A 14,416-nucleotide genomic window follows, 5' to 3' on the forward strand; every position below is an offset into this window, starting at 1 on the left:
CTCGTTTTTGTACTTCATCTATTATAACGAGTATTGGATTAGAAAAATTTCATGTATTGATGAAATTTTTTAAAAAGATACTGAAAACGGTAGTTTGTGGTTACTTATTATAAATAGATGTTTTTTCTATACTGAAGGACAGGGGGCTATGTTTAAAAGCTTAGCTTCTCTTCGATTAACTTATATGATGTTGTGTACATATGTTGTAATTACAAAAAGAAATGTTAAGAAGCCTCTGTTCATGGCGAATGGTGCATATGGAGGTAAGTTCGCCTGTTTATCAAATCCACTATAATACATATTAATTACAACAAAGATTTTAAATTGGAAAAAAATAAGGTTAACAAAAAGGGGTAGTCATGATCAATATTTTATTTGTGTGCCTGGGGAATATTTGCCGTTCACCGATGGCTGAGGCTTTGTTTCGTTACTTGGTCAAAAAAGAAAATTTGACAAATAAAATTGCAGTTGATTCTGCTGCAACCAGTCTATGGCAAATCGGTTTTCCTCCGCACGAAGGAACTCTTGAAATTCTAAAGAAATACAATATCTCTTCCGACGGGCTTATTGGACGCAGACTGGAGAAAGAAGACTTTTGGAAGTACGATTATATTATTGGTATGGATGAAAGCAATATTAAAAATATTTACAGGATCACCGAAAGGCCTAATCATCCAAAGATCATTAGGCTACTCGATTTAACCGAATACAGGAAAGACGTTCCCGATCCATTTTACACAGGTGATTTTGATGAAACCTTTCGTCTTGTTTCAGCTGGTTGCCGGGCATTACTAAATAAAATACGAAGTGAAAAAAACATATAACTTGCAAGTGGATTTACAAGCTTTGGATCGGTTTGAAAAGACTACCTCAAGCGAATGACTGTGAATATATAGCTTAGGAAATTACAGAAAGTGAATTAATTAGGTGTCCTTGTATTCATTGAGTTAAGAATCGCCGCCGCAGTCCCACACTTTCATTTTCAACAATCTTCCTTTAGTTAAACAATCCTTGTTCTTTCCATTGGACAAAATACTTTTGATAACCCATTTCCTCAGCGGTCATAGTGTATTGAGCGTCCCCTAATTTAAAGCTATGAGAACCAATTTAAACTACCGATAACACTAATCTCCTTTAAATTGACACCTAGTACTATTAGTTGGTATATTCACGTTATCGGACTAAATACATGTTAAATATATAGTAATTTTATAGAAATTAGCATAATGAAAGGATTGCATCTATGAAAAACATCAAAGAAAAAAATCAAAATGAAATATTATCTCTTCTATCTAAATATCACGATGTCATAGTATCAATGGGAAATGGAGAACCAGATTATATTTTAAATTTGATTGACGAAAATCCCGGTGCTTTTTCATTTTTACGACTTCATCAAATTTTGGAAATGAAAAATCGGCAATATATTCAAGGAGAGTTTCCCAATATCCGCTATGTCTCTTACTTTATGAATGGATTTGCTAGAAAGGCATTTTCAAATGGAAAATGTGATTTAATGCCCAACCACTTTCATCAAATGCCTCAACTTTTAGAAGAAGTAACAAAAAATCCAGTCATTGTTTGTCAAACATCACCAATGGATGAAAATGGTTTTTTCTCTTTAGGGACTGAAGCTGATTATACGGCTCATTTTATTGGTAAAGCACCTTTTGTTATTCAAGTAAATGAACATGTACCACGAAGCGTTGGAGAAAACAAGATTCATATTTCGCAAGTTGAAGCATTGATTCATCACAATCAGCCCCTCCATGAGCTGCCTGAAATACCAGTGCGGGATATTGACCAAAAAATTGCAGAATATATTGCAGAAAGAATTGATCATGGCTCTACTTTACAAGTGGGAATTGGCGGGATTCCGAATGCCGTTGTTGGGCTATTAAGTCATCACCGAAATTTAGGCATCCATACCGAAATGCTTACGGACGGGATTCATCATTTAGTTCAACAAGGTGTCATCACAGGTACAGAAAAAAAGACATATAAGGAAAAAATGGTAGCTACCTTTGCGCTAGGATCAAGAAGTTTATATGATTTTATGGAAAATAACCACAGTATCGAAATGTTATCCGTCGATAAAGTCAATGACCCACGGATTATCGCCCAGGAAGATAATATGGTTGCGATTAATGCGACAACCGAGGTTGACTTTTATGGTCAATGTGCTTCCGAAACGGTTGCGGGGAAATATTATAGTTCAACTGGTAGACAAGCAGATTTCGGAACAGGTGTCCGCTTTGCAAAAAACGGCAAAGGATTCATTTGCCTCTATTCAACAGCTAAAAATGACACGATTTCAAGAATCCAGCCGATACTCGCCCCAGGATCCGTCGTGACCACTTCCAAAAATGACGTTGATTACGTCGTAACGGAATATGGAATTACCCAATTAAAAGGGAAAAGCATCTATGAAAGAACAAAATTACTTATAGAAATTGCCCATCCAAAATTTAGAGATGAATTAACTTTTGAGGCTAAGAGAATGGGATTTCTTATCTGAAAATTTAATTGAAGATTAATGAAGGGGCACCTCCTATAATGGTAACAAGTTTTATCCGGGAGGTGCTATAAAAGTTGTTTGAATGTTGACTTCAAGGCTTTCCTTCCTTTAAAGCAAAGGAGGAAAGGGATTTATCTATTAATCCTTAGCATTAACAAGTAAGGAAAAAATGTATCAGTTTTCTCCTTAAAAAGCAGACACATAATTTTGGAACAATGTTGATTGTAGCGGAAGGTGTAAGACTCCTGCGGGAATACGGAACTGGGGAGATCCCGCAGGCGCCCCGGCGCCGAGGAAGCTCCCCGTACCGCCCGCGGAAAGCGAACACCTGCAGCGGAAATCAACAGTCAAGGTAAAAAGTGTCCTCAAAATCATCGTTCCAATTTTACTTAGTTATTCTTTAATATTCACTTTTTCATATAAAGGACTGCCTTTAACTGCTTTGCCAATATAGCTAAGCACAAACTCACTAAACATAGTGTTGGACCATGCAAACCATTCACGAGTGAATTCTTCTGGATTTGATGCGTTGAATCCTTCATGCATGAATCCTGTTCCCCCATCTGTATTTAGAAGTGTATGCAAGATCCTTTCCTTTTCATTATCATTCAAACTAGTCATTCCCTGAATAGAAAGAGCGATATGCCAAATATAATGATCCGGTGTATGGGGGCTGCCGATTCCTCTTGCAGCTTTTCCTTCATAATAATATGGATTGTTTCTACTTAAAATAAAGTTTCTTGTATTTTGATAGATTTCATCGTCAAAATCGCAGTATCCGAGATATGGTGCTGAAAGCAAGCTTGGTACGTTTGCGTCATCCATGAGTAGATAGCCACCCATTCCATCCACTTCATAAGCATATATTTTTCCATAAAACGGATGTTCAATCGTCCCGTATTCTTCAATCCCTTGACGGATTTCTTGACCAAGTGACCTGCATTCCGCAGCTAACTGAGAATCATTCAATACTTTTTCACTAATCTCAGCTGCATATCCCATGACCACTGAAGCAAACATATTGGCCGGCACAAGATAACCATACGTGCAAGCATCATCACTTGGACGGAATCCGCTCCATGTCATCCCTGTTGGTGCAACCTTTCCACCTTTTCCATCGCGTTTTAATGTTTCGGTGTGTAAATTCGTTTCACGTTCAAAACGGTATGGTGAATTGTTTTCATGGTCTTGTTCTGTTCTCCATACTTTTATGATTGTTCTAACTGCATCTTGAAACTCTTCCCCTAAATGGGTAGTTTCACCTGTTGTTTTCCAAAGCAAATAAGCAAGTTGGATTGGGTAGCATAAAGAATCAACCTCATATTTGCGTTCCCAAAGCCATGGGGTCATCTCCGTTTGATCTTCATGGTATCTTTCACCGCTCGCGGAACTATTAAATGCATTCGCATATGGATCATGTAGGATAAACCGGATTTGTCTATTTACAACTCCAACTAGCATATTCTTAATCTCTTCATCTTCATTTGCCGCCAATAAATAAGGGCGAACTTGCGCCGCGGAATCACGAAGCCACATGGCAGGAATATCTCCTGTAATCACGAAAGTTGTCCCATCTTCCAATGGCTGTAAAGTTGTTGAATACGTATTAACAAAGCATTGTGAAAACATCCCATGTAACTTCGTTTCTCCAGGAAAAGCCACTTTTACTTGCTCAATAATATGTTGCAGTGATGCTGGTATAGTCATTATTCTTTTACTCCTTCCATCCCTACTGTTACGATTTTATAAGCATCTACAGGAATATTTTGATATGTATTGCCTGCCTCCGCTAATTTTTCTTCTATAATATTACTCTCGAAATAATTTACATTCGTCAATGCGTCAACGGTCAATGTTTTTTTCAGCTTAGAAGGATTATAGACACGGAAAAATAGATTGTCGTTTGTTTCCCCTTTTTTAATGCTTGAAAAAACTAGTCCATTGCTTTCCCATGCGAAAAATGATCCGTTTGCAGGTAATTCACCAATATGTTCCAACGATTGAATACATATTGCCGGGATTTGGAAATCATAGGCTGCTTCATACGCTTTAGCTGTAATGGCATCATCTTCATGGGGAATGACAAACCATTCTGCTGTTTGTTTTCCTTGGCATTGCGCCTCTGGTGTTGGGAAGTATCCCCAGTCTCCTAGTTCAGAAACTGCCCTTAAAACTGTAATCGCTAAAGTTGTGTTTTCCTCAACAATTTCATATTCCTGTAAGCCTTTTGTAGCCACCGTTAAACCGTTTTTCCCATCTGACAAGGAGGCGAAAGAATGTTGATGGTGGTCAAAGCTCGGATTCGTCCATTCTATCTCCGGTTTATTCGGTCTTTTTACAATTTCAAAAACGCTTTCGGCTAAATGATGGTCTGTTTCGAAACCAGTTGGATATACAACTCTTAAACGATGATCCCTAGCTGTATTGTCAAGCTCCAACTTTACGGCCAAGCCTTTTGCATGTTGATTAAGCATTAGAGTCGTTTTTAGTGTAATTGTTGTTAATTCATCTGAACGCTTTACCTCACGAAATTTATGCCAAACAAGTTTGTCTTTAATATTTTCTAACTCCACATGAGCTGCTTCAGGAATAGCAAATTGATGAACAATTTCAATGACTCCTCTTGAGTCATTATTTTCAACTATATTCACTTGAGCTTCCAAGCCCTTAGTTGAATACGCTTTTTCTCCTGTCGCTTTTTTAAACATATATTCATTTCCGATATCGCTTGTATCTTCATAGCTGCCAATATCTCTATATTCTTTTCCTGTCGGTTTATAAAGAATGTCATACTTTCCATCATTATGAACTGTGACACGAAGATAATCATTTTCAAGAATATTTTTGTCTTTGGCGATTTCGTTGGAATAATCTTTGGACTCTTTTTCTACTAAAAAGTATGTGCCATAGCCAAATTCAGGGAGCTCATCTGTTGAAAAAATTACCTTTACCTTTTTTGTATAAAAAGGCTGCCTAAACTTATTATCTGGCAAATCGTAACCAAATTCTGCACCAAGATCTTCTATAGTCGCTGACATCTCTTCTCCATTTGCGTTTACGATCGAAAGTTTTGGCAAGGATTTATCCTTTAAATGTCCATGTATTTCTTGTAAAGGCATTTCCCCAAAATAGACTTTTTCAAAATCAACAACTTTTTCGATTACTGTACGGCGTTTGTAGCCCGAAGTATTCATGACGATGAGAGGAATTGCTTTTTCGTATCCACTAGGTGCAGATGTATCGATTTTCCCCGCTAGCTTATTCGTTTGTTCTTCAATTAGCATATCTGCTATTTGATCGACCTTTTTAAAGCGGGTGACCATTTCTTCATGAACTTCATCTACAGAACATCCACAAATGCTGTCATGCGGATGGTTTTGCATAAGCTGCTTCCATGCGAAATTCAAATAGTCCTCGGGGTACTCTTCTCCATTCATAAAAGCAAATGCAGCAAGTGGTTCTGCTAGACGTTCGAGCTTTATTTGCGCGGAATGATTCATTTGTTTTAAATAAATTCGAGCTGATGCAGTATTAACAAGTGTAGACCATCCATCTGTACGTTGATTGCGCAACTCGCCTTTAACGATTTGTAATTTTTGAGGAAGGTTATTTCTTACTTTCTCCATATATTCCTCAAAATTGGAATGCTTGAATTCAATATCAGGATACAGTTCATTTGCTAATTCTAGTGCTTCAGGAAGGTCTTTTTGCAAAGGTTGATGATCACAGCCATTCATAAACAGCAAATGAGAGGTGGAAGCATATTTTTTCGCATCTGCAAGCTTCTGTTCCCAATATCTTTTCGCTTCATCTTGAAGAGCCGGAATCTCATTTCCGTTTGAATACCAATTCGCAAATAAAACACCTAAAACACTTGATCCATCGGGTGATTGCCATTCTAATTCCGAATATGGAGATTCAAAATTTTCCGAGTCGCTGACCGTATTATTAAATCCAGTTGGTTTTACGCCTCTCCCAAATGCTGCTTCTTCTATTCCCGCTTGATTTAATATTTGTGGTGCCTGTCCATAAATTCCGAATGTATCTGGAAAATAACCAAGCTTGGAAAAAGGTCCGAATTTTTTTGCATCTTTCATGCCAACGAGCAAATTACGTACATTTGCTTCAGCGCTAGTTAGAAATGCATCTTGCAAAATATACCAAGGGCCGATAATAATTCTTTTTTCTTCAATATATTTCTTTAACAGATCATATTTTTCTGGTTTCACTTCTAAATAGTCATCTATTATGATTGTTTGTCCATCTAGATGAAAGCTTTTATATTCAGGATCATGTTCCAATTTTTCTAGTAATGCATCCATTAGTTTTATTAAATAGTAACGATGTTTCTCAAATGGAAGATACCATTCACGATCCCAATGTGAATGAGAAATAATATGTGCAGTCGTTTTTGCCATAGTATTCTGTCCTTTCTCTTTATCTCAATGAAAAAACCCGCTAATTATATGTTATTTTAGTAAAAAACAACCACCGTAATAATACCGGTGGCTGAAATTTTATGCGTGTCATACTTACAATTTTTGGATCATTAAATATTAGTTTTGTGCAAAACGATCATAAGCTTCTTGGTAAATTTTAACGAGTTCATCAATCTTCATTTTATTGATGGTGTCTACGTATTTATCCCAGTTTGATAATGGTTCAACACCAGTAATGAATTTAGCTTCCATTTGTTCAACATAGGATTTTAAATCTACTTCAATTGTATTGATTTTTTCTTGTTCTTCATCAGAGAAATATACTAATGGATATGCTGTTTCTGCAACAGGATCAATTTTTGCTTGTGTTTCTTTTTCAATGAACAAATCAAAATCTGATCTTGGCGCACCTTCAACTAAATCAACGAGCATTGGTACAGCAATACCATAAGCAGGAGTTAATGTTCCGCGATAATCTTCACTGCTTGCATATTCTTTTGGAACTTCAAGGTATTCTCTTTCACCATTTTCGCCTTGTTTCCATAGATATCCTTCAGGACCTTGGTCAAAGAAGTCTCTACCTTCTTTTGAGTATAGATAATCAACCCATCTAATAGATGCTTCTGGTGACTTATTATTTGATGTAATGGCAAAAGCGCCTCTACTAATTCCAGGATTTCCAGGTAAAACAATTTCAGGTGAAACAGAGCTTGTTAAAGGTTGGAACATTGGGTTATTCATTGCTACTTCTTCGGTTTCACCAGTCGTAAAGAAGGAGAACCAATCAGGGAATAAACCAAGTCTATTTTCTTGCCCTTTAGCTTTTTTCTGTTCATCAGATTGAGAGAAAGTCTCTGGATCTAACAATTCTTCTTTAAAAAGCTTATTCATATATGTTAAGTATTCTTTGTAATTTTCGGAGGTTGGTGCATATCTAACTTTTCCGTCAACTTCTTCAATACCCCATTTTTTCATTCCAAATGCAGCTAAGAACCATGTACGGCTGCTGTTCATTTTGACGTCAAGTAATGGAATTTCATCTGCTTTGCCATTACCGTTTGGATCTTCATTTTTAAAGCGAACTAATAAATCATATAGCTCATCTGTAGTTTTAGGTACTTCTTTAACGCCTAGAGCGTCAAGCCATTTACCGTTATACCATAGTGGACCTGCTGGCCAAGCTGATGTTGGATGTTGGTTAATGACTGGCAATGCATATATATGACCATCTGTAGTTGTAATAGATTTTTTGATTTCAGGATTTGCTTCCATTAACGCTTTGAAATTAGGAGCATATTCATCAATTAAATCTTCTAAAGGAAGTAATACCCCTTGTTTGCCGTATTTAACTTCCATACCAGAAGTTAAATTGTCAGAGCCTGCAGCGAAAATAATATCAGCAACATCTCCACTAGCAAATGCCAGGTTTAACTTCGTTTGGAAGTCGCTTAATGGTGGAGTATCGTATTTAAAATCGATATTCGTTTTTTCAGCATATTCTTTTAGAGTTGGCATGTCTTTCCATTCCGCCATACCAGTCCCCGGTGCCATTAAAGAGAGTGTGATTTTTTCATCAACGATTGGGAAACCTTCTTTATTTACGGTTACTTTGTTTGCTGAGGAATCTTTTCCGCCATTATTACCATCTGAACTTTTTCCAGAGCTACAAGCACCTAGTAAGAGCATCGCAGCAATTGATATTGACAAGATCTTCGTAGTCTTTTTCATCTTTTTACCCCTTTCAAAATAATGAATATGATTAGTTAAAAGATATTGATCCTCTAAGTGTAACCACCCCCTTAAAATTATTTGTAAATACTTAGCCTTTTAAGGAACCAATCATTACTCCTTTAACGAAGTATCGTTGTAAAAACGGATATATTATAATGACTGGTAAAGTAGAAACAATCATTACCCCGTATTTAATAATTGCGGCTAATTGTTGTTTACTATGCATTAACTGTGCCATTTCGCCTGTGATGTTCGTATTGTTAGAAGACATATCTTGTAAAACAAGAATTTCTCTTAACACTAATTGAAGTGGATATAATTTACGGTCAGAAAGATAGACTAACGCATTAAAATATCCATTCCAGTGACCTACACCATAGAATAATGCCATTACAGCGATGATTGGTGCGGATAGCGGCAAAATAATCTTAGTAAATAGTTTAAAGTTGGAAGCTCCATCGATAATTGCCGCTTCTTCTAATCCTTTTGGTATTGTAGATTGGAAGAAAACGCGAGAAATAATAATGTTCCATACAGCTGCAGCATTTGGTAATACCATCGCCCAGACCGAATTAATCATCCCTAAGTTTTTAACTACTAGATAAGTCGGAATCAAACCGCCGCTAAAGAACATTGTGAGAACGAACATACCGGTAAATAAACCTCTACCATAAAAATCTTTTCTAGATAGAGCATAGGCGGCAGGTATCGTAACAGCTAGGTTGATGAAAGTACCCAATCCTGTATAAAAGAAAGTCATTAAATACCCTTGCCATATTTCTTTATTATCAAAAATTAGCCTGTAGCCTTCCCAAGTAATATCTTTCGGGAAAAGCCACATTTTACCGCTGTTTACGTATGATGGATTACTGATTGAAGCACTAATAATATAAATTAATGGGTATAGAACAACCAAAAGTGCAAAAGTAATACATACGTATACAAACACGTTAAAAAGTTTGTCTGTTCTTGTTTGAGGTATATGTGAACCCATGATTTTTCATCTCCTTACCATAGACTCGTTTCACTAGTTTTTCTAGCAATTTGATTCACTACAACTAGCAAAATTGCATTTATGACGGAATTAAATAGTCCTACAGCTGCAGCAAAACTATACTGCGCATCTAATAAACCAGCTTGGTACACAAACGTTGCAATAACATTGGACGATTCAAGGTTCAATGGGTTTTGCAATAGTAATATCTTTTCAAACCCTAACGCCATAATATTCCCAAGACTCATAATCAATAGGATGATCATCGTCGGAACGATCGTAGGAATATTGATATGACGAAGCCGTTGTAAACGCGTTGCACCATCCATGATTGCTGCTTCATGTTGCTCTGCATCAACACCAGAAAGTGCGGCAAGATAAATAATCGTTCCCCAACCTGTACTTTGCCATACGCCAGATAATACATATACAGTTTTAAACCATTTCGGATCTGTCATAAAAGATATAGGTTCAAATCCTAAAAACTGAAGAGCATGGTTTAAAATACCAGTTGTTGGAGATAGGAAAGCAATGATCATTCCGGATAAAACGACTACGGAAATGAAGTGTGGTGCATATGTAACTGTTTGCACAGTTCTTTTATACAACCCATCTTTAGCCTCATTTAATAATAAAGCTAAAATAATAGGCAGCGGAAACCCAACTATTAATTCATAAACGCTTATCCCTAATGTGTTTTTTAATAGATCCCAAAAATAATATGAATCAAAAAACCTTAGGAAATGTTTAAGACCAACCCATTCACTGCCAGTAAAACCTAAAGTGGGAATATAGTCTCTAAACGCTATTTGAATCCCATACATAGGAATATAGTGGAAAATAAAAAAGTATAAAAATGCAGGAAGAATAAAGATGTATAGTTCCCAGTTTTGTAATATCTTTTTAATTTTCGTCTTTTTCCTTTGATTCGTTAGATCTACACCCTTGCTTTTTAGTAGAACGGTTTCAGTATTCGCTTTCATCGATGTCCCTCCTTCGTTTGAAACTGCTTTCAGCGTATCTCTTTCATTAACCTCTATCAATATGTCGTTTTTTCCACCGTTTTCCTATGACAACTCTTATATGTAAATATCTTTTTGTATATTGTTCGATGGTGTAATGTGTCGATGTGTCATTTTTGATGCAATGTGTTTTTTATTCATTACGGGTAAACCTTGATAATACTAGGTAAATTAAATGGATTGAATAAAAATCTTAGCAATAAAAAAGAAGAAATTGCCTTATGCTATTTAGGCAATTTCTTCTTTTTTGATATATTTAACTATGTTCCTGGTTAGTTTTCAATTTTATTTGCTTACTTTCTTCCACAGCAAGAAATGCTCGATAAGCGAACCACATAATTGGAAAGACAATTAAAGAAGATCCACAATAAAAGAAAAGAACGGGGAGGTAACTTAACAATATATACAGAAGAAATAAACAAATCAGAAGAGCGAGCGTTTCGAATGGCCTGGCTAGCGAAATTAGGAATGCTTGCTTAAAATATTGCCACCCTTTTAATTCATAACGAACAAAAACAGGGAAAAAGTATAAAGCAATAAGCCCATACAAAAATATAATAATTAATAGAAAAAGGTGTAGTGGGTAAAATTGAATTATATCTTTAGAAATGGTTAAATCAAACCTTAAAAACGCGCCAATTGCAACAAGGAGCAATCCCAATACATTGGATTTAATAAATGATTTCTTATACATATTAAAAAAAGATTGGAAGATTGGGGCTTCCCTTTTTTTATCCATTGTTTGATGCGCGATTGAAAAAAGTGCAGTCGTTGCCGGAATCAAACCTAAAACCCCAAGTCCCAGCAGAGTAAACAGAATCCATAATAAATGTAGGTACATGGCTTTTGCCAGTCCATTTCCTATCTCGTATAACCATCTAAAAATACCGTGAATATGATGCATTATGTTTTTTCCTCTCTGGTGCATTAAGTATTGAAAGAATATAATACTACAAATTCTTTATACTAATCATAAAAATACACTATTTGTTTGTCAAACAAGTTATATACACCTTAAAATGCATTAATGTTATTTATTCAAACTAGCTGAATAGTTCTTTTACTATTAACACTGTTTTTATTAATTGTTGAATCTCGTGTTGGGCGTGAGAATTTATAGGCGGAGATTTTCCTGCTAATGTAATAGAGGAAGCATAAGAAGCAGATATAAGCGGAGTTATTCCGATTAACTGCTCAAAAATAGACAAAATTCAAAGATTTGGATGATATAAACGGAAAAACTTCCTTTATTTTTAATGAAATATGGGTATTTCTCAATTTAAACGGAATTTATCCGTTTATTTTTCTAAATAGTGAAATCGACTTTCAGTTATAACAGAGTCTTTCTATTAAAAATTCTCCATTTGAAATATAACACGATCAAATGGAGAATTTCAGTTTTTTAATCTTACTGACTTACAGTCAACACTGTTTCAAGTGTGTCGACGGAATTGCCCCCTGCCATTATCCTAATTTGCCCCGGTTCAACAATAAAGTCCATTTTATTATTCCAAATAGCCAGTTCTTCTTTACTTAAGTGAAAGTTTACCTTTTTTTCTTCACCTGGCTCGAGCCAAATCTTTATAAATCCCTTTAATTCTTTAACCCTTCTTGTCACACTAGCTTCTAAATCCTTTATATATAACTGGACAACTTCTGCACCAGCTTGTGACCCAATGTTTTTGACTATAACTGATACTTCAACAGCTTGCCCGTTATTAATCTCCTCTAGAGCCATTTCAGTTTTTTCCAAACGCAAATTACTGTATTTGAAATCAGTATAACTAAGTCCATAACCGAATGGGTATAAGGGTGATGCCGTTTCATCAATATAGTCTAGTTGTCTGCCTTGATCTTTTTGATTGTAATAGACTGGAAGTTGGGCGGAAGATCGTGGTAATGAAACTGATAGCTTCCCACTTGGGTTGACATCTCCAAAAATCATTTCCCCCAATGCTTGTCCACCTTCTTGACCAGGATACCATCCACATATAATCGCATCACAATCATCAACAATATTAGTAATAGCGTGCTGACGACCTTGAATTAAAATAGTAATGATTGGCTTTCCAGTCGCAGCAATTGTTTTTACTAGTTCTTCTTGCATGCCGCCTAGTCGTAAATCAGCTAAATCGACACCTTCCCCACAGTCCATGTCTGTTGGATTTCCTGAAATAATGGCAGCTCCATTGGAATCAAATTGGATATCGAAATTACGCATACTGCTTCCTCCGAGGACCATTACAACTACATCAGCTTCTTTGGCAGCGGCTAACGCTTCAGCAAAACCATCTTTTGATTCTCCTCTTACTGAACAACCTTTTGCATAAAGGATTTCACCTTCCGAGATTTGCTTAATGCCTTCAAGAACGGTAACCCCTTTGCCCTCTCTTTGTATTGCGGTATAATCCCCTAATTGATTATAAATTTGATCTGCATTCGGGCCAATAACCGCGATGTTTGTTTTCTTATTTAACGGGAGTAGATGCCCTGCATTTTTCAACAATACTGCTGATTCTCTAGCAACTTGTAAATTCACGTTACGAAATGATGCATTTCCCACTGTTTGAAGTGAAAGTGTTTCATCTGTATATGGTTGATCAAATAAGCCTAATGTAAATTTCAGTCTTAGTACTCTTCGAACAGCACGGTCAATCAGTGCCTCTGATGTTTTCCCTTGTTGAACTGCTGTTTCTAAAGTTGTAAAAGCCGTATCCCAAAGACTCAAATCAACTCCAGCCTCAAGCGCCATCGCTGCAGCACTTTCATAATCACCGGCAAGCATTCTTAATCGATCAATCGCTACACCGTCAGCCATAACGATGCCTTCGTATCCCCATTCTTCGCGGAGTATGTCCGTTAAAAGTTCAGAATTTGCATGACAAGGAATTCCATCAATTTCATTATAAGCAGCCATACATCCTAAAGCCCCTGCTTCAACTCCCGCTTTCATAGCTGGCAGATGGATTTCACGCAATTCCCTTTCCCCGATATTGGCGGGACCGGCATTATGTCCACCTTCGCCATCCCCTTGTGCTGCAAAATGTTTAAGTACGGCAATAATTTTATTTTGTTTATCTAGCTCCGTCCCGTCACCTTGCAGTCCTTTTACTGCTGATTCTGTCATTCTAGCTGCTAAGAAGGGATCTTCGCTGTAACATTCTTCAGATCTCCCCCATCTTGGATCACGTAAAATATCTAGTGTAGAGATTAACCCTAAGTGAGCACCTCTTGATCGCACTTCTTTTGCCACATGAGAATATGCTTCTTCAAGCAACTCTGGGTTCCAAGTACTGCCTGCTCCTATATTTGTAGGAATAAGCGTACCGTCTAGTGCCTGGTGGCCATGTGGACATTCTTCCGATAATAATACCGGAATACCTAGTCTCGTATTTTCTATAATATAGCGTTGAATCTTATTGGCAATTTGCGCGTTTTCATGAGTAGGAATACCATTTTCATATGTAACAGCGGACCAAGGGTCTGAACGAAATAGGCCATATAATGCACCCATTCCGCCTCCAAAAGCAACCTGGGCTTTAAAAGCTTCAGTAAATTCAATGCCATTATCCGTTTTTTTATAGGCATCCCATCCGTACATTTTTTGATTCAGTTGTCCAACTTTTTCTTTTAGTGTCATTCTTGACAATAGATCTTCTACCCGCTCCTCAATGGTCAAGGAACTATCTTTATATTTCATTTATCACACATC

The 14,416-nt window shown here is 36.6% G+C and carries 9 protein-coding genes; 2 read left to right on the forward strand and 7 right to left on the reverse strand.

The window, feature by feature from the left end:
* Positions 1 to 359: 359 nt before the first annotated feature.
* Positions 360 to 824 carry a low molecular weight protein-tyrosine-phosphatase gene (locus NQ185_RS00190; RefSeq protein ID WP_257579502.1) on the forward strand — a complete coding sequence of 155 codons (465 nt, stop codon included), beginning with the start codon at positions 360 to 362 and terminating at the stop codon, positions 822 to 824.
* A gap of 419 nt (positions 825 to 1,243) precedes the next feature.
* The gene (locus tag NQ185_RS00195) at positions 1,244 to 2,518 is read left to right on the forward strand and encodes an acetyl-CoA hydrolase/transferase family protein (RefSeq protein ID WP_257579503.1); all 1,275 of its coding nucleotides are present in this window, start codon (positions 1,244 to 1,246) and stop codon (positions 2,516 to 2,518) included.
* Positions 2,519 to 2,911: 393 nt separating this feature from the next.
* Here the strand turns inward: NQ185_RS00195 and NQ185_RS00200 are convergent, their stop codons facing one another.
* The 7 genes from NQ185_RS00200 to NQ185_RS00230 all read right to left on the reverse strand — a co-directional run bounded on the left by NQ185_RS00200 (position 2,912) and on the right by NQ185_RS00230 (position 14,404).
* Positions 2,912 to 4,225 carry a glycoside hydrolase family 125 protein gene (locus NQ185_RS00200; protein WP_257579504.1) on the reverse strand — a complete coding sequence of 438 codons (1,314 nt, stop codon included), beginning with the start codon at positions 4,223 to 4,225 and terminating at the stop codon, positions 2,912 to 2,914.
* Positions 4,225 to 6,936, reverse strand: a complete 2,712-nt coding sequence (locus NQ185_RS00205; RefSeq protein ID WP_257579505.1) for an alpha-mannosidase — start codon at positions 6,934 to 6,936, stop codon at positions 4,225 to 4,227. The genes NQ185_RS00200 and NQ185_RS00205 overlap by 1 nt, the downstream gene beginning before the upstream one ends.
* A gap of 138 nt (positions 6,937 to 7,074) precedes the next feature.
* Entirely contained in the window at positions 7,075 to 8,685 is a 1,611-nt protein-coding gene (locus tag NQ185_RS00210) for an extracellular solute-binding protein (protein WP_257579506.1), read from the reverse strand.
* A 91-nt stretch (positions 8,686 to 8,776) separates the two neighbouring features.
* On the reverse strand, positions 8,777 to 9,682 hold the full coding sequence (locus tag NQ185_RS00215) for a carbohydrate ABC transporter permease (protein WP_257579507.1): 906 nt from the start codon (positions 9,680 to 9,682) through the stop codon (positions 8,777 to 8,779).
* Positions 9,683 to 9,696: 14 nt separating this feature from the next.
* A complete protein-coding gene (locus NQ185_RS00220) occupies positions 9,697 to 10,665 on the reverse strand; it encodes an ABC transporter permease (RefSeq protein WP_257579508.1) in 969 nt (322 codons plus the stop codon).
* A 295-nt stretch (positions 10,666 to 10,960) separates the two neighbouring features.
* The gene (locus NQ185_RS00225) at positions 10,961 to 11,608 is read right to left on the reverse strand and encodes a YesL family protein (protein WP_257579509.1); all 648 of its coding nucleotides are present in this window, start codon (positions 11,606 to 11,608) and stop codon (positions 10,961 to 10,963) included.
* A gap of 504 nt (positions 11,609 to 12,112) precedes the next feature.
* Entirely contained in the window at positions 12,113 to 14,404 is a 2,292-nt protein-coding gene (locus NQ185_RS00230; protein ID WP_257579510.1) for a glycoside hydrolase family 3 N-terminal domain-containing protein, read from the reverse strand.
* Positions 14,405 to 14,416 lie beyond the last annotated feature (12 nt).

Origin of the sequence: Lederbergia panacisoli (assembly GCF_024626525.1) — a bacterium.
In the GTDB taxonomy this organism is placed as follows: Bacteria; Bacillota; Bacilli; order Bacillales; family Bacillaceae_C; genus Lederbergia; species Lederbergia panacisoli.